A 15,865-nucleotide genomic window follows, 5' to 3' on the forward strand; every position below is an offset into this window, starting at 1 on the left:
GGCCACCCCGCCGTCCACGCCAAATCCCGCCCACCCCGCCCCACCGCACTCCCCCACCCGCACTCCCCCACCCGCACTCCCCCACCCGCACTCCCCTACCACGGCGATCTTGCACTTTCGGTCGCCGTTTCACGCCTTTTATCAGCTTTCGGGGCGACCAGAAGTGCAAGATCGGCGAGGTTGGGGCGGTGGGCTCGGTCGAGGACCATCTCCAGGACGCAGGGGCGGTCGGCGGCTAGGGCCGCGTCCCAGGCGGCCCCCACCAACCGCGACCGGTCCACCCGTACGCCGTGCAGGCCGAGCAGCCGAGCCCAGCCGGCGTAGGGCACGTCGTCGGTCCCCGGCCGGTACCCGGCTTCGGTGCGGGTGTTGAGCACCACGACCACCAGGCGCGGATCGGGCCAGGTCGGCCAGCGCCGGGCGACGGTGACCAGTTCGGTCAGGCCGTGCGGGTGCATGCCGGCGTCGCCGGTCAGGGCAAGCACCGGCTGATTCGGGTCGGCCAGCTTGGCGGCCACCGCGTACGGCAGCGCGCCGCCGGCGGGGGTGTCGCCGACGGCGAGTCCCGACCGTGGGTGCAGGTGCCGGGCGTACCCGGTGAGAATCGAATCGCCGTCGATCACCACGCTGCCCCGAGCCGGCAGCCGGACGGACAGTTCGTCGAGCACCAGCCCTACATCGAGCAGCGACCCGGCCAGCTCTGGTTCGAGCGGGCCTGACCCGGTCAGCCCCGGCCCGGTCAGCCCGGACCGGGTCAGCCCGGACCCGGCCAGCCCGGACCCGGGCAGCTCGGACCCGGCCAGCCCGGACCGGGTCAGCTCCGGTTCGAGTGGGCCGGAGTTTGCCGGCCAGTCGGTCGCGGACGGGGGGTCGGGTGCGGTGTGCCGGGGCAGCACCAGGCAGGCCGGTCCGGCGCCGGTCGCCGCGTACCGGACCGCCTCGTCGACAAGTTGCGCGACCTGGCCCGCCTCGGCGGCGTACCGCACATGCCGGCAGAGCCCGGCGAACAGGCGCTCGACCCGTACCGCGAACAGGCGCTCGACCCGCACCTCCGGAGCGGCGGGCCGGTCGGCCTCGGGGTCACCGGGTGGGTCGTCCGCGCCCACCATCGCCAGCACCGGCAGACCCGGCCGCCAGGCCGCCTCCAAGCCGCTGAGCAGCCCGTACGCGCCCGGACCCGGTGGCGCCAGACAGACGCCGAGACCGCCGGTGAGCCGGGCGTGCCCGGCGGCCATGAACGCGGCGCTCTCCGCGTGCCGGGTGGGTACGAACTCCGGCTCGCCACCGGCCGCCGTCAACGCCTCGACAAGTGGTGCGACCGCCTCGCCCGGCTGACCGAAGACCCGTGGTACCCGCCAGGCCGCCAACCGCGCGACGAGCGCCTGCGCCCCGCTGCGGTCAGGCACCGCCCCGTCCCGGGGTGGACGGGTCGACGTAGCGCAGCACCGCACCGACCCCGTCCACCAGCTCCGGTGCCTCGTCCGGGCCGAGCACGGTCAGCTCGGCGTCGGTGCCGACCAGCGCACGGACCAGCGCGGCGTCGGCGCGGACCCGTTGCGGCGGGTCGGCGACGGCGACCAACTGTGCCGGGTCGAGGGCGATGTCGGTGGCCGCCGGACCGATCCAGAGTTCACCGTTCGCGGACGGGTCGTCCACGATCAGCATCGTGTCGACCTGGTTGCGTTGCAACGCGGCCACCACGGCGTCGAGCCCGGCACCGACGTCCTCCTGCATGCCGAAGCGGTCCAGCGCGGCGGTGACCCGCTGGTCGGCCACCTCGGCGATGGTCTGCACGGTGAGGTCGTCGAGCAGGGTCTGGTCGGCACCGCCGGCCCGCGACCCCGCGTCGGTGCGGACCACCAGGTCCTGCCAGCGCTCCGGCATCTGCGCGGCGATCATGCCGGTGGCCCGCACGTCACCGGCGACCACCACCACCTCGGCGCCGACCCGTTCGGCCAGCTCCACGGTGGCGGCGGTGACGTCACCGGCGTTGTGGTGCCACGCCTCCATGGCGGCGCGCTGGTAACGCGACTGCGACCAGCCGCCCGGCTTGACCCGGCGCAGCTGGTAGCTCTCCCGACCCACCACGTGGGCCCGCCGCGGTACGCCACCGGCGCTCACCGACATCGCGTCGGCACCGGTACGGTCCGCCAGCACCCGCACCCACGCCACCTGCTCACCCCGTTGGGCCAGCAACGGCATCACATGCGGCAGCGGATCGTACGCGGCCAGATCGCGGCGCGGCGGGGCGTGCAGGTACTCGGAGAGCACCACGTGTCCCCCGGTGCCGAAGACCGCCAGCCCGTAGTCGCCGGGCATCGGGTCGTGCCCGCGTACCACCCGGTCGATGGCGGCGACGGTCGGCTCGTCGGCGCCCTGTTCCGCCAGCTGCCGTTGCAGGCCACGCCAGCGCAGATCGAGTGCCGGGTGGGCGTCCTCGGTGTCCAGCGAGGCGTCCAGATAGACCGAACACCACGGCCCCGGACGCTGGTAGAGCGGGCGCAGGAAGGACAGCTGCATGCTCGACCCCTTTCCAGCTCGGCCCACCGCTTACCCGCGCCCCCGCACTTGTCACCTGCCAGCCATCGCGTGACCGCTGTTCATTCATGCCGTTCAACTCGGAGAATCGATACTATCTGTGTCCGTACGCGAACAGTGGGTGGTGATCATGGACGCGACATCGTACTCCCGGCGTGCTCTGCACCCGACTGGCCGGATCCTCACCGCCCAGGTCGTCCGCCTGATGGACGGCTACCCACGGGAGGTACGCGTGGGCCAGCCGGTGCTGGTGGTGGTGCTCGCCGCCGCCGGAGTGGTCGGGCTGCTCGCCAAGCTGGTCCGGGCCCTGCTCTCCGCCGGTTCCGGCACCGGCCGACGCAGCTTCAAGGAGCTCAAGAAGGGCCCCGAGTTCCTGGTCACCCCGATCCGACTGCGCGACGCCGACGGCCGCACGTACGAGGTCGAGCTGCACGGGCACCTGCCGCAGAGCGCCCTGCACCCGGCCGACCACGTCCAGCTCACCCTGCGCGACCAGGGCGACCCCGACCTGGCGCCGAAGATCGAACGGATCGTCAACCTGACCACCGGGCAACTGCTGCGACCGCGTACCGCCACGATGTGGTCGCACCTCGGCCCGCCGCTGCTGCTCCAGGCCGTGCTTGGCGTCCTGCTGCTCGCCGGACTGGCCGCCTGCGCCACGCTGACCTGACCGGCATCGGGCCACAGACCCGGCGGGCGACGAGCCGCCCGAGGTTTCCGGGTCGACCGCGGCGGGCACCGCGTGCCGCATGTTCCCCGGATTCGCGCTGGACGAGATCGACGTCGGCCCGGTGCGGCTGCGGGTACGCCACGGCGGTTCCGGGCCACCGGTGGTGCTGCTGCACGGGCATCCGCGTACCCACGCGACCTGGCACCGGGTGGCGCCCCGCCTCGCCGCCACCCACACGGTGATCTGCCCCGACCTGCGCGGCTACGGCGGCTCGTCGAAGCCACCGAGCACGCCGGACCACGCCACGTACGCCAAGCGGGCGATGGCCGCCGACGTGGTGGGGCTGCTGGACGCGCTCGGTCACCACCGCGCGGCCGTGGTCGGTCACGACCGGGGGTCGTACGTGGCGATGCGGACCGCCCTGGACCACCCGGACCGGGTCAGCCACCTCGGGGTGCTCGACGGGATCCCGATCGGCGAGGCACTGGCCCGCTGCGACGCCCGGTTCGCCGCCCGCTGGTGGCACTGGTTCTTTCTCGGCCAACTCGACAAGCCCGCCGAGCGGCTGATCAACGCCGATCCGGACGCCTGGTACGGCGGCTCCCCCGACGAGCAGGGCCAGGCCGCGTACGAGGACTATCGCCGGGCCATCCACGACCCGGCCACCGTGCACGCGATGTGCGAGGACTACCGGGCCGGTTTCGGACCGGACCGGGCGGCCGACGACGCCGACCGGGCCGCCGGGCGGCGGATCGGCTGCCCGGTGCTGTTCTGCTGGTCCACCCGCGACGACATGGTGGAGCTGTACGGCGATCCGGCGGCCATCTGGCGGGACTGGGCCGACGACGTACGGGCCGCGCCGATCGAGTCCGGCCACCACATGGCCGAGCAGGCTCCGCAGCAGCTGGCCGAGACCTTGCTGACCTTCCTCGCCGGCACCGGACCAGCGTGACGTCAGCCGACCGCAGGCCGGCTCGCAGGCCGACGTAGCGGGCCAGCTCGCAGGCCGACGTAGCGGGCCAGCTCGCAGACCGGCTCGCGGGCCGACGTAGCGGGCCGGCTCGCAGCCTGACGTGCGGTCAGCCGACCGGGGCCGGCTCGCGGGCCGGCTCGGCGACGTCGAGCATGCCGCGCCGACGAGCCCAACGCTCGAAGACCAGGGTGGCGAAGGGCGGCACCGCGCAGGCAAGCGCCACCACGGTGGTCAGCACGCCCCACCGGTGCACCCGGGCCACGGCCAGCACCAGCACGCCGTACGCCACGAAGAGCGCGCCGTGGATCGGCCCGAAGATCTGCACGCCCACCTCGTTGCCGGGCGGGCCGTACTTGACCGCCATGCCGGCCAGCAGGCCGGCCCAGGAGATCGCCTCAGCGATCGCGCCCACCACGAACAGCCGGGTCACCTTCTCACGCACGCCGGCCATGCTATCGGTGCCGTCGGGCGGTTCGCGGCGGTGCGGCGCACCGACGCGACCGGCGTCACCCTACGCCCGACCGGAGCAGCCACCTGGCGAAATCGCCCGCCGGGGGTGCTGGCAAGCCGAATGGTGGACAACCGGACGCTCGGAGCTGCGCCGAAAGGCATGGACGTGCAACGTTTGGGGTACCAGCGGTGACAGGGTGGTGACCATGGGCGAGCAAGTCGGCGTGCAGACCTTCAGCCGCCAGGATCGAGCCCGCTACCGGGAGAAGGTACGGCGTTGTCTCGACGTCTTCGCCGAGATGCTGCGCGAATCCCGGTTCGACGTCGACCGGCCGATGACCGGGCTGGAGATCGAGCTGAACCTGGTCGACCGGGACTCGATGCCGGCGATGCGCAACGCCGACGTGCTGCGCGCGGTGGCCGATCCCAACTTCCAGACCGAGCTCGGCCAGTTCAACATCGAGATCAACGTGCCACCCCGGCGGCTGACCGGCACCGGCACCGCCGATTTCGAGCAGGACGTACGGGCCAGCTTGAACTCGGCCGACGCGCGGGCCCGGACGGTCGGCGCGCAGCTGGTGATGATCGGCATCCTGCCCACCGTGCGGCCCGAGCACCTGACCGCGGCCACGCTCTCGGCCAACCCCCGCTACACCCTGCTCAACGAACAGATCTTCGCCGCCCGCGGTGAGGACCTGCGGATCGCGATCAACGGGGTGGAGCGGCTGTCGGTCACCGCCGACACCATCACCCCGGAGGCGGCCTGTACCAGCACCCAGTTCCACCTCCAGGTCGGCCCGAACCAGTTCGCCGACTACTGGAACGCCGCCCAGGCCATCGCCGGCATCCAGGTGGCGGTCGGCGCCAACTCGCCGCTGTTCTTCGGTCGGGAGCTGTGGCGGGAGACCCGGATCCCGCTGTTCCAACAGGCCACCGACACCCGGCCCGAGGAGATCAAAACCCAGGGGGTACGCCCCCGGGTCTGGTTCGGCGAACGCTGGATCACCTCGGTGTTCGACCTGTTCGAGGAGAACGTCCGCTACTTCCCGGCGCTGTTGCCGGTCTGCGACCAGGAGGAGCCGGCCGAGACGCTCGCCGCCGGCGGGGTGCCGACGCTTGCCGAGTTGCGGCTGCACAACGGCACCATCTACCGCTGGAACCGCCCGGTTTACGACGTGCTGCGGGGCCGCCCTCACCTGCGGGTGGAAAATCGGGTGCTGCCCGCCGGGCCGACCGTGCTGGACACCGTCGCCAACGGGGCGTTCTACTTCGGGCTGGTTCGCGCGCTCGCCGAGTCGGACCGTCCGCTGTGGTCACAGATGTCGTTCAGCGCCGCCGAGGAAAACCTCTACACCTGCGCCCGGCACGGCATCGACGCGCACGTCTTCTGGCCGGGCCTGGGCTACCTGCCGGTCACCGAGCTGGTGCTGCGCCGCCTGCTGCCGCTGGCCCACCACGGCCTGGACCGCTGGGGGCTCGACCCGGGCGAGCGGGACCGGCTGCTCGGCATCATCGAGCAGCGCTGCCTGACCGGCCGCAACGGGGCCAGCTGGCAGGTGGCGACGCTGCACCGGCTGGAGTCGACCGACCAGCTGGACCGGCCGGAGGCGCTGCGCGAGGTGGTCCGGCACTACGTGGAGCTGATGAACACCAACCGCCCGGTCCACGAGTGGCCCATCCCCTGACCCACCCCACGTCCGCGCCGAAGGAAGGGCCCCTTCTTAACGCTGGTTTGTTAAGAAGGGGCCCTTCCTATACACGAGGCGTTAAAAGGGGGCCCTTCCTTTCACCGCAGGGCGGTGAGGGTCAGTTCGGCGGCGTGGGCGAGCAGGGTGTCGTCGTACTCGGCGTCCTTGTCGGTTTTGCTGGAGAGTACGGCCAGCACGATCGGCGCCCGGTCCGGCGGCCAGATCACGGCGATGTCGTTGCGGGTGCCGTAGCCGCCGGAGCCGGTCTTGTCGCCCACCTGCCAGCCGTCCGGGGTGCCGGCCCGGATCGTCTTGTCGCCGGTGGTGTTGCCCTTGAGCCAGTCGACAAGCACCACGCGGTCCTCGGCGGCGAGCGCGTCGTCGACGGTGTACGTCCTCAGCGAGGTGGCCAACGCGCGGGGGGTACTGGTGTCGCGGGTGTCGCCCGGGGTCGCCTCGTTGAGGGCGGTCTCCCAGCGCGCCGGCTCGGTGACCTCGTCGCCGATGTCGCGCAGTGCCTGCTTGAAGCCGCCCGGGCCGCCGAGCCGGTCGAGCAGCAGGTTGCCTGCGGTGTTGTCGCTGTAGCGCACCGCCGCGTCGGCGATCGCCCGCAGCGACATGCCGGTCTGCACGTGCTGCTCGGTGATCGGCGAGTAGGTGACCAGGTCGTCGCGGGAGTAGGTGACGATCTGGTCCAGTTCCTCGGTGGAGGTGGCGGCGAGCACCGCGGCGGCGGCCAGGGCCTTGAACGTCGAGGCGTACGCGAAGCGCTCGTCGGCCCGGTGCTCGACGGTGCGCCCGGTGCCGGTGTCGATCGCGTACACCCCGAGCCGGACGTCGTACTGCTGCTCCAGCGGGGCGAAGTCGACGACCACCGGCGCGGCGGACGGCGACGCGGCAGTCGGCGACGCGGGCGCGGCGGGGGTGCCGGGTGAGCATCCGGCGAGCAGGCCGAGCGCCAACGCGGCGGCGAGGGCACGGATTCGGGTACGGCGGGTGGTGCTGGTCAAGACTGGTCCTTCCGTCGGTCGTCCCGGCGACCCGGAGACCTTCCCGGGCAGCCGGTAACCAGGCTCGCAGCGCTCACCCATGCTGTCGAAGACGCCGAGGGCGGCAGTGATGCTGTTTCGGCATAGGATCATGGGGTGGATCTGGTGGCGGCCTGTCGGGCGTTCGTGTCGGTCGGCACCCATGGCAGCTTCACGGTCGGCGCGTCGGTCGCCCGCATTCCCCAGTCGGTGGCGAGCCGCCGGGTCGCCGCGCTGGAGCGGCATCTCGGCGGGCAACTGTTCGACCGGACGTCGCGCAGCGTCACGCTCACCCCGTTCGGGCGGGACATGCTCCACTCGGCCCGGCGGATCGTGGACCTGGCCGAGGCGATGGAACACGACGCCGAACGCGCCCGGCTGCGGCCGTTCCGGCTGGCCGTACCGGCGGTCTGCGCGCCACGATCGCTGGCCGCCCTGGTGGTCGAGGCCCGCCGGCACGAGCTGAACCTGGAGCTGCGCCGGGCCGAGCCGGCGGAACGGGCCCGGCTGCGCCAGAGCTTCGAGGTGCGCGCCGCGCTGGTCTGCGTACCGTCGGACGAGGCCGCGTGGCGGGTGCCGCTGGGTCTGGCCAGCGGCGCCGACCCGGGCGTCGAGGTGGTGCACCTGGAGACGCTGCGCGCGTCGCGCGCCGACCGGCGCACCCGACGACGCCGGGTGTGGATCGCGCCGGAGGACGACGTGCCGCACGTGCGCGACCCGCTGACCCGGCTGCGCGACGCCGCTGGGCTGCAACCGGCCCAGGTGGCGGTCGCGGCGTCGATTGTCGACGCCGCCGCCGAGGCCCTCGCCGGCTCCGACCTGATGCTCTGCTCGCCCGCCGAGGCCCGCGAACTCGGCCTGCACTGGCGGCCCCTCGGCGAGCTGCGGCCGGTCCGTGGCTACCAGGTGACCGCCGGTGTACGCGAGGACGCCGAGCGGCTCCGCGGCGTGCTGCACACCGCCGTCGGCCGGTGTCTCGGGGCGGCGGAGCGGGTGCCCGGGGAGTCCCGGGCGCACGGCCGGCGGGTGCGGGCATGACCGTCGGTCGGCTGCTCCGCGCCGCTCGGGAGACGTTGCGCGAGGCCGGGCTGCGCGGCTGCATCCTGGTCCGCGACCTGGACACCGGTGACGAGTTGGGGCTCGACACCGACGTCGTCCTCCCGGTCGCGTCGCTGGTGAAGGTGCCGCTCGCGCTGGCCACCGTGGAGCGGCTGGAACGCGGCGAACTCGACGGCGCCACCCCGGTCACGGTGCCGCCCGGCCGGGTGCGGACACCGGGTCCGACCGGGCTGAGCCGGTTCCGGCACCCGGCCACCGTGGCAATCGACGACCTGCTCTATCTCAGCGTGGCGATAAGCGACGAGGGTGCCTCGGACGCGCTGTTCAGCCTCACCCCGCCGGGGGAGGTCGCCGCCACGCTGCGCCGCTTCGGCATCGACGGGATCAGCGTCCGGCACCGCACCCGGGACCTGACCGACACGCCGGCCGAGCGGTTCGCCCCGGACGAGGTGCACCTCGCGCACTCCCTCGCCGCGTCCGCGACCACCGCCGGTCAGGGCCATCCCGTCCCCCAGCTCGACGTGGGCCGGGCCAACGCCGGCTCGGCGCGTGCCTTCGTCGAACTGCTGCACGCCCTATGGCGCCCGTCGCGCATCCCGGCACCGGTCGCCGCCCGGGTACGCGAGCTGATGGGCGACAACCTGCTGCGGCAACGGCTCGCCCCGGACTTCAGCTCCGACGCCTCCCGCTGGTCGTCGAAGACCGGCACCCTGCTCAACCTGCGGCACGAGGTCGGCGTGGTGGAACATGCCGACGGACAGGCGTACGCGGTGGCCGCGCTGAGCGAGTCGACGGTGCCGGCGGCGGTGCAGCCGCAGGCGGAGGCGGCGCTGGCGCAGGTGGCGCGGGAACTGCACGATGCCCTGCGGGCCACCCACCGTTGACCCAGTGGGTTCGGCGGATCACCCGGCTGCGGCGCGGCTCGCCGGTGGCCGGCAGGTCAGCCGCTGGCCAGCAGGTGCTTACGCTCGTCCTCGATCGCGCCGAGGCTGGCGTGGTCCCGGGCGGCCCGCTGCGCCAACCGGACCCGCACGTCGCTCACCAACCGCCGGCACTGCTCGACGTGGTGCACGGCCTGCGTGATCTTCTCCCGCACCGCGAGGTCGGTGAAGATGTTGTCGAACCAGATGTCCACGAACCGGGTCAGGCTGCCGACGGCAAGTCGGGGCGCGATCACGTCGATGCCGGGCACGTCGGCGAGTTCGGTACGCAGCGCGGCGAGGCACCGCTCGGCGTGGGCGGCGGCCTGCGCCGCGTCGTCCAGGCGGGAGTGTTTGAGCGCGCTGCTCACCATCCCGCCGCCGAAGAAGGTGTCATAGGTCGACCAGCCCGAGGCGCTGTCCAGCTTGCGCTGCACCTGTTCCAGGGCCTGCTGGGCGGCGCGGGCGGCCTGATCGGCCTCGGCCACCTCACGCAGCTCGCCGGTGAGCCGGCCACGCTGGTCGGCCAGGGCCAGCAGCCGCGCGGCGCGCGGGTCGCCGGTGCCGGTCAGGTGCTGCTCCTTCGCGTCGAGCACGGCGGCGTACGCGTCCGGGGCCCCGGCGAGCTGATTGAGCCGCGCGCACGCGGCCTCGTGCTCCCGCCGCAGCGCGTCGAGACGGGCCGCGGCCTCGGCCGCGCGGTACCGGGCGGCGTCGGCCTCGGCCCGTTCCCGGGCCAGCAGGTCGTCCCGCGCGCCGCGCAGCGAGGCCAGCACCCGGGTCAGCGAGCGACCCTCCAGCCGGGCGACGTCCTTCTCCTCGGCCACGCACTGCTCGCGCAGCTGCGCGACCCGGCCGGCCAGTTCGTCGACCCGGGCGCGCAGGTCCGCGACCCGGTGCGTGGTCACCTCGTACTCGCGGAGCGCCTCGGCCGCCACGGAAAGCCGGTGTTCGATGTCGTCGGTCACGTGATCCATTTGACGAACCCGGCGCAAGGGCCCGGCCGCGCCAAACCCGGGCCGGTGTCGCTGGCGTAGTCGGCGGCGGGCTTCCGGCTCCGGCCGTCGGGGTGGGTGCGGGACTACGCTTACCCGGTGCGGTTGGTCATCATGGCAGACACCCACCTGCCGAAACGTGCCCGTGACCTGCCGCCCGGGCTGTGGGCTGCGGTCGACACCGCCGACCTGGTGATCCATGCCGGCGACTGGGTCAGCGCGGCACTGCTCGACGAGTTGGAGCGGCGCAGCGCCCGGCTGATCGGCGTCCACGGCAACAACGACGGCCCCGAGCTACGTGCCCGGCTACCCGAAGTGGCCCGCACGGACGTCGCCGGTGTGCGCATCGCGGTGGTGCACGAGACCGGTCCGGCCAGCGGCCGGGAGCGCCGCTGCGCGGCCCGGTTCCCCGACTGCGACCTGCTCGTCTTCGGGCACTCCCACATCCCCTGGGACAGCGAGGCACCCGGCGGCCTGCGGCTGCTCAACCCGGGCTCGCCGACGGACCGACGGCGTCAGCCGTACGCGACGTACCTCACCGCCGAGGTGGCCGGCGGGCGGCTCGACGCCGTCACCCTGCACCAGGTGCCGCGGTAGCCCCGGTCGGCCGGGGCCGACCAGCCGTTTGCCTCCGCTGCGGTCGCCCATGCGAGGCGATGTAAAAGTTTCTAGACACGATGTCGAAGATGTCTTACTCTTCGTGTGTCAAGGATTCTTTACATGGGGAGCCGGTCATGACGCACGAGGAGAAACGCGCCTGGATCATGCTGATGGTCAGCCTGGTCGCCTACACCGGCTACGCGGCCGTGCTGCTGAGCCGGACCGAGGGCGGCTCGCTGACCACGACGCCGTACGTCGCGGCGATGCTGTGGACGATCGGCGGGGCCATGGTGGCGAGCATCCTGGCCGAAATCGGCATGGGCGTGCTGAACCCACGAGCCTCCCGGGTCACCGACGACCGGGACCGGGAGATCGGGCGCCTCGGTGACCGCGTCGGGCAGGCGTTCGTGGCGATCGGCGCGGTGTCGGCGATGCTCATGGCAATGGCGCAGTGGCACTGGTTCTGGATCGCCAACGTGATCTACCTGTGCTTCGTGCTGTCGGCGGTCGTCGGCTCGCTGGCCAAGGTGATCACCTACCGCAAGGGCGTGCCGCAGTGGTGAAACCGACCCGCGTCACCAACAACATCCGGGCGCTGCGCTTCGCCCGCGACGAGATGACCCAGGCCGAACTCGCCGACCGGATCGGGGTGACCCGGCAGACCGTCATCGCCATCGAACAGGGTCGCTACTCCCCCTCGCTGGAGATGGCCTTCCGCATCGCCCGCGCGTTCGGCGTACGGCTCGACGAGGTGTTCCAGTACCCCGAGGAGGCATCGTGAAGGCGATCGTGCAGGACGCCTACGGCAGCACAGAGACACTCCGGCTGCGCGACGTCGAACGGCCGCGCACCGGCGACCAGGAGGTGCTGGTCGCGGTACGCGCCGCCGCGGTCGACCCCGGAGTGTTGATCTTCATGGTCGGGCGCCCCTACCTGGTGCGACTCGCGGCCGGGCTGCGCCGACCCCGGGTGCCGGTACGAGGCCGGGACCTGGCCGGCGTGGTGACCGAGGTCGGTGCCCGGGTGACCCGCTTCCGGCCCGGCGACGAGGTGTACGGCACCTCCCTGCGCGGCTCGTACGCCGAGTTCACCGCCACCCACCAGAAGCGGCTGGCCCACAAGCCGGCCAACCTGTCCTTCGCGCAGGCCGCCGCCATGCCCGTCTCCGGGATGACGGCGCTGCGCGCGGTCCGCGACAGCGGCCAGGTGCGCCCTGGTCACCGGGTGCTGGTCATCGGCGCCTCCGGCGGCGTCGGCGCCCATGCCGTGCAGATCGCCAAGGCGTACGGGGCGAGCGTGACCGGAGTCTGCGCCCCGGAGAAGACCGAGTTCGTCCGCTCCCTCGGTGCCGACGACGTGCTCGACTACACCCGTGCGGAGATCGACCGGGACGGTCCGGTCCACGACGTGGTCATCGACACCGGCGGCAACCGCCCACTGTCGTTGCTGCGGCGTGCGCTCACCCCGCGCGGAACGCTGGCGATGGTCGGCGGCGACTGGACCAAGGGCCCGCTGCTCGGCGGATACGGCCGGCAGATATTCGGGGCGCCGCTGCTGTCCACAGTCCTCCGCCAACGGCTGCGCGCCGTCAGCGCCGTGGAACGCACCGAGGATCTCGACGAGTTGAGTGACCTCGTCGGCTCCGGTGCGCTGATCCCACCGGTCGACCGCAGCTATCCGCTCACCGAGGCGGCGGCGGCACTGCGCCACTTCACCGACGGCCGCCCCGCCGGCAAGGTCGTCATCACCGTCGACCCGCACGACGCCTGACCCGTGGGCCGACGTGGCCTGGCGGTCCCACCCGGCCCGACACCGGGTGGGACCGCACCGGGCTCGGCGAGACCGGCAACAGGGCGGTGGCGACGAGGCCGGCCTCGGTCAGGAGGACGGCACGTACAACATCTTGTCGGTGGTGTTGGGCCGGGTCTCGAAGACCACCCCCGGTGTCGCGTCGGCAAGCACCTGGGCGTGTACCTGGGCCGGGGTCCAGGTCGGATTCGCGGCGAGGATCAGGGCGGCGGCACCGGCCACGTGCGGCGCGGCCATCGAGGTGCCGGTCCTCGTCGCCACGGCGGTGTCGTTGACGTATCCGGCCGAGACGATGCTCTGTCCGGGGGCGAACAGATCCACGCACGGACCCTGGTTGCTCAGCCAGGCGGCACCGTCGTCCGACCAGGTCGACCCGACGGTGAGCACCGCCGGAATGAAGGCCGGCGTCTTCGAGCAGGCGTCGCCGGCGTCGTTGCCGGCCGAGGCGACCACGGTCACCCCCGAGTTGATCAACCCGGTGGTCGCGACCTCGTAGGCGCCGGGGTTGAGCGAGGTCAACAGGCCGAAGCTCATGTTGGCCACGGCGGGACGCTGCGCGTTCGCGGTGACCCAGTCGATCGCCTGGGTGGTCGTGGCGATGTCGCCGGTGGCGTCGCACGCCCAGACCCGCACCGCGACCAGGGTGACGTTCTTGGCGACCCCGTACGTCGTGCCGCCCAGGGTGCCGGCGACGTGGCTACCGTGTCCGTAGCAGTCGTCCGCGGCACCACCGTCCACCACGTCGATGCCGTTGACGACCCGGCCGCCGAAGTCCTGGTGGGTGAAACGGATGCCGGAGTCGATGACGTACGCGTGCACGCCCTGCCCGCCCGAGGAAGGGTAGCTGAACGAATTGTCCAACGGCAGCTGGCGCTGATCGACCCGGTCCAGCCCCCACGACGGCGGGTTCGGCTGCGTACCCGACGGGGTGGCGAATGTCGCGGCGTCCGCCAACCGCACCCGACGGTTCTGCTCGACGAAGGCCACCGACTCGTCGGCGGCGATCCGCCTGGCCGCCGCCTCGCTGGTCCGGATGGTGAAGCCACGCAGGGCCGCTGCGTAGCGGTGCTCGACCGTGCCGCCGTGCCGGCCGGCCAGCGCGGCTGCGGCCCGCTCGACCGCCGCTGCGGACGCGCGACGAGCCGCTGCGGACATGGTGCCGCGCGGCACCTGGCCGTCCCGCGCCAGCACGCCGCTGTCCCTGAGCACGACACTGTCCTTCAGCACCACGATGTAGCTGCCCGGCACCGCGCTGGGCGCGCCGGCACCGACGATCGTGGCGGACTCCGCCGCCGCGGGTGCGGCGACGCCGACCAGCGACGCCGCCGCGACCGCGACGGCTACCGCCGTCGCGGCGAGCCGCCGTGAGATGATCTGCCCTGGCGAGTGGACCTGCGGTAACCGCATCTGCCGCCCTTCCGGCCGACCCCCGTTGCGGTCCCCGCTGTTCCGCAGCTGAACGGGAGCATCGACCAACGGCGATGCTATCCGGCTACGGCGCATCCCGCCGCCCGGCAGAACGCGCAGCGCACCAACTGACCACAGCGCCGCGACGGCCAGGCCCGGTCAGTCGACGCCGAACTCCATCGCGGCGCGGTCGAGTGCCTCGTCCTCCGCCGTGGCCACGCCCCGGGAGGCGATGGCCTCCGCGCCGCCCTGCGGCATCGCGCCGATCAGCCCCGTCGAGGCCGCCTGCGCGGCACCGACCACCCGCTGCGGGGCGCCGCCGACCATGCCAAGGCTCGCGTACTGCTCCAGCTTCGCCCGGGAGTCGGCGATGTCCAGGTTACGCATGGTGAGCTGGCCGATCCGGTCGGACGGGCCGAAGGCCGAGTCCTCGGTACGCTCCATCGACAGCTTGTCCGGGTGGTAGCTGAACGCCGGGCCGGTGGTGTCCAGGATCGAGTAGTCCTCGCCCCGGCGCAGCCGCAGCGTCACCTCGCCGGTGACCGCCGTGCCGACCCAGCGCTGCAACGACTCGCGCAGCATCAGCGCCTGCGGATCCAGCCAGCGGCCCTCGTACATCAGCCGACCCAGCCGGCGACCCTCGTTGTGGTAGTTGGCCAGGGTGTCCTCGTTGTGGATGGCATTCACCAGCCGCTCGTACGCGGCGTGCAGCAGCGCCATGCCGGGCGCCTCGTAGATGCCCCGGCTCTTCGCCTCGATGATCCGGTTCTCGATCTGGTCGGACATGCCCAGCCCGTGCCGCCCGCCGATGGCGTTGGCCTCCAGCACCAGGTCGACCGCGCTGGCGAACTCCTTGCCGTTGATGGTCACCGGACGGCCCTGGTCGAAGCCGATGGTGACGTCCTCGGTGGGAATCTCCACCGACAGGTCCCAGAACCGGACGCCCATGATCGGGCTGACCGTCTCGATGCCGGTGTCCAGGTGCTCCAGGGTCTTCGCCTCGTGCGTGGCACCCCAGATGTTGGCATCGGTGGAGTACGCCTTCTCGGTGCTGTCCCGGTACGGCAGGCCGCGCTCCAGCAGCCACTCCGACATCTCCTTGCGCCCACCCAGCTCGGTGACGAAGCTGGTGTCCAGCCACGGCTTGTAGATCCGCAGCTGGGGGTTGGCCAGCAGGCCGTACCGATAGAAACGCTCGATGTCGTTGCCCTTGAAGGTCGAGCCGTCCCCCCAGATCTGGACGTCGTCCTCGATCATCGCCCGCACCAGCAGCGTCCCGGTGACCGCCCGGCCCAGCGGGGTGGTGTTGAAGTACGCCCGCCCACCGGAGCGGATGTGAAAGGCACCGCAGGTCAGCGCCGCCAGCCCCTCCTCGACCAGAGCGGCTCGGCAGTCGACCAGCCGGGCCAGCTCGGCGCCGTAGTTGAGCGCGCGGCCGGGCACCGAGGCGATGTCGGGCTCGTCGTACTGGCCGATGTCGGCGGTGTACGCACAGGGCACAGCGCCCTTGTCGCGCATCCACGCGACCGCGACCGAGGTGTCGAGGCCGCCGGAGAAGGCGATGCCGACACGTTCACCGGTGGGCAGGGAGGTCAGAACCTTGGACACAAGGAAGAGTATGCACCACCCCGCATACCCATGCAAGCTGACGGTGAAAGGAAGGGCCCCTTATTAACGCCTCGTGCATAGGAAGGGCCCCCTCTTAACATCTGCCACGCAGCGCCGCCC

The 15,865-nt window shown here is 72.5% G+C and carries 16 protein-coding genes; 9 read left to right on the forward strand and 7 right to left on the reverse strand.

The genetic code is table 11. The features are described from left to right. Positions 1-95: 95 nt before the first annotated feature. Both QQG74_RS18300 and QQG74_RS18305 read right to left on the reverse strand, forming a co-directional pair. Positions 96-1,406: a thiamine pyrophosphate-binding protein gene (locus QQG74_RS18300; protein WP_341715982.1), complete on the reverse strand. Its 1,311-nt coding sequence runs from the start codon at positions 1,404-1,406 to the stop codon at positions 96-98. Further along, entirely contained in the window at positions 1,399-2,520 is a 1,122-nt protein-coding gene (locus QQG74_RS18305; RefSeq protein WP_341715983.1) for a Vms1/Ankzf1 family peptidyl-tRNA hydrolase, read from the reverse strand. The genes QQG74_RS18300 and QQG74_RS18305 overlap by 8 nt, the downstream gene beginning before the upstream one ends. 139 nt (positions 2,521-2,659) lie before the next feature. Here QQG74_RS18305 and QQG74_RS18310 point away from each other — a divergent pair, with 139 nt between their 5' ends. After that, a complete protein-coding gene (locus tag QQG74_RS18310; RefSeq protein ID WP_341721275.1) occupies positions 2,660-3,208 on the forward strand; it encodes a hypothetical protein in 549 nt (182 codons plus the stop codon). A gap of 79 nt (positions 3,209-3,287) precedes the next feature. Next, positions 3,288-4,160 (forward strand): alpha/beta hydrolase, encoded by an 873-nt coding sequence (locus tag QQG74_RS18315; protein WP_341715984.1) that lies wholly within the window; start codon positions 3,288-3,290, stop codon positions 4,158-4,160. A 127-nt stretch (positions 4,161-4,287) separates the two neighbouring features. Here the strand turns inward: QQG74_RS18315 and QQG74_RS18320 are convergent, their stop codons facing one another. After that, positions 4,288-4,632, reverse strand: coding sequence for a DUF3817 domain-containing protein (locus QQG74_RS18320; protein WP_341715985.1), 345 nt, complete (start codon positions 4,630-4,632; stop codon positions 4,288-4,290). A 205-nt stretch (positions 4,633-4,837) separates the two neighbouring features. On the opposite strand from QQG74_RS18320, the gene QQG74_RS18325 reads away from it, so the two are divergent. Further along, positions 4,838-6,316: a glutamate--cysteine ligase gene (locus QQG74_RS18325; RefSeq protein ID WP_341715986.1), complete on the forward strand. Its 1,479-nt coding sequence runs from the start codon at positions 4,838-4,840 to the stop codon at positions 6,314-6,316. Between the two features lie 101 nt (positions 6,317-6,417). On the opposite strand, the gene bla is transcribed toward QQG74_RS18325, so the two are convergent. Then, positions 6,418-7,329: a class A beta-lactamase gene (gene bla, locus QQG74_RS18330; RefSeq protein ID WP_341715987.1), complete on the reverse strand. Its 912-nt coding sequence runs from the start codon at positions 7,327-7,329 to the stop codon at positions 6,418-6,420. Positions 7,330-7,464: 135 nt separating this feature from the next. Between bla and QQG74_RS18335 the strand changes: the two genes are divergently transcribed. Beyond that, positions 7,465-8,385, forward strand: a complete 921-nt coding sequence (locus QQG74_RS18335) for a LysR family transcriptional regulator (RefSeq protein WP_341715988.1) — start codon at positions 7,465-7,467, stop codon at positions 8,383-8,385. Beyond that, complete coding sequence (locus tag QQG74_RS18340) at positions 8,382-9,290, forward strand: serine hydrolase (RefSeq protein WP_341715989.1); 909 nt, start codon at positions 8,382-8,384, stop codon at positions 9,288-9,290. Before QQG74_RS18335 ends, QQG74_RS18340 begins: the two co-directional genes overlap by 4 nt. Positions 9,291-9,346: 56 nt before the next feature. Here QQG74_RS18340 and QQG74_RS18345 read toward each other — a convergent pair whose 3' ends face one another. Then, positions 9,347-10,294 (reverse strand): hypothetical protein, encoded by a 948-nt coding sequence (locus QQG74_RS18345; protein ID WP_341715990.1) that lies wholly within the window; start codon positions 10,292-10,294, stop codon positions 9,347-9,349. Positions 10,295-10,420: 126 nt separating this feature from the next. Between QQG74_RS18345 and QQG74_RS18350 the strand changes: the two genes are divergently transcribed. The 4 genes from QQG74_RS18350 (at position 10,421) to QQG74_RS18365 (ending at position 12,691) form a co-directional block, all read left to right on the forward strand. After that, positions 10,421-10,918 (forward strand): metallophosphoesterase, encoded by a 498-nt coding sequence (locus QQG74_RS18350; RefSeq protein WP_341715991.1) that lies wholly within the window; start codon positions 10,421-10,423, stop codon positions 10,916-10,918. Between the two features lie 137 nt (positions 10,919-11,055). After that, entirely contained in the window at positions 11,056-11,484 is a 429-nt protein-coding gene (locus QQG74_RS18355; protein ID WP_341715992.1) for a hypothetical protein, read from the forward strand. Then, entirely contained in the window at positions 11,478-11,702 is a 225-nt protein-coding gene (locus tag QQG74_RS18360) for a helix-turn-helix transcriptional regulator (protein ID WP_341715993.1), read from the forward strand. Before QQG74_RS18355 ends, QQG74_RS18360 begins: the two co-directional genes overlap by 7 nt. Further along, on the forward strand, positions 11,699-12,691 hold the full coding sequence (locus tag QQG74_RS18365; protein WP_341715994.1) for an NAD(P)-dependent alcohol dehydrogenase: 993 nt from the start codon (positions 11,699-11,701) through the stop codon (positions 12,689-12,691). The genes QQG74_RS18360 and QQG74_RS18365 overlap by 4 nt, the downstream gene beginning before the upstream one ends. Before the next feature lie 108 nt (positions 12,692-12,799). On the opposite strand, the gene QQG74_RS18370 is transcribed toward QQG74_RS18365, so the two are convergent. Continuing rightward, the gene (locus QQG74_RS18370) at positions 12,800-14,137 is read right to left on the reverse strand and encodes a S8 family serine peptidase (protein WP_341715995.1); all 1,338 of its coding nucleotides are present in this window, start codon (positions 14,135-14,137) and stop codon (positions 12,800-12,802) included. 159 nt (positions 14,138-14,296) lie between these two features. After that, entirely contained in the window at positions 14,297-15,745 is a 1,449-nt protein-coding gene (gene argG / locus QQG74_RS18375) for an argininosuccinate synthase (RefSeq protein ID WP_341715996.1), read from the reverse strand. Between the last annotated feature and the right edge of the window lie 120 nt (positions 15,746-15,865).

Origin of the sequence: Micromonospora sp. FIMYZ51 (assembly GCF_038246755.1) — a bacterium.
Classification (GTDB): Bacteria; Actinomycetota; Actinomycetes; order Mycobacteriales; family Micromonosporaceae; genus Micromonospora.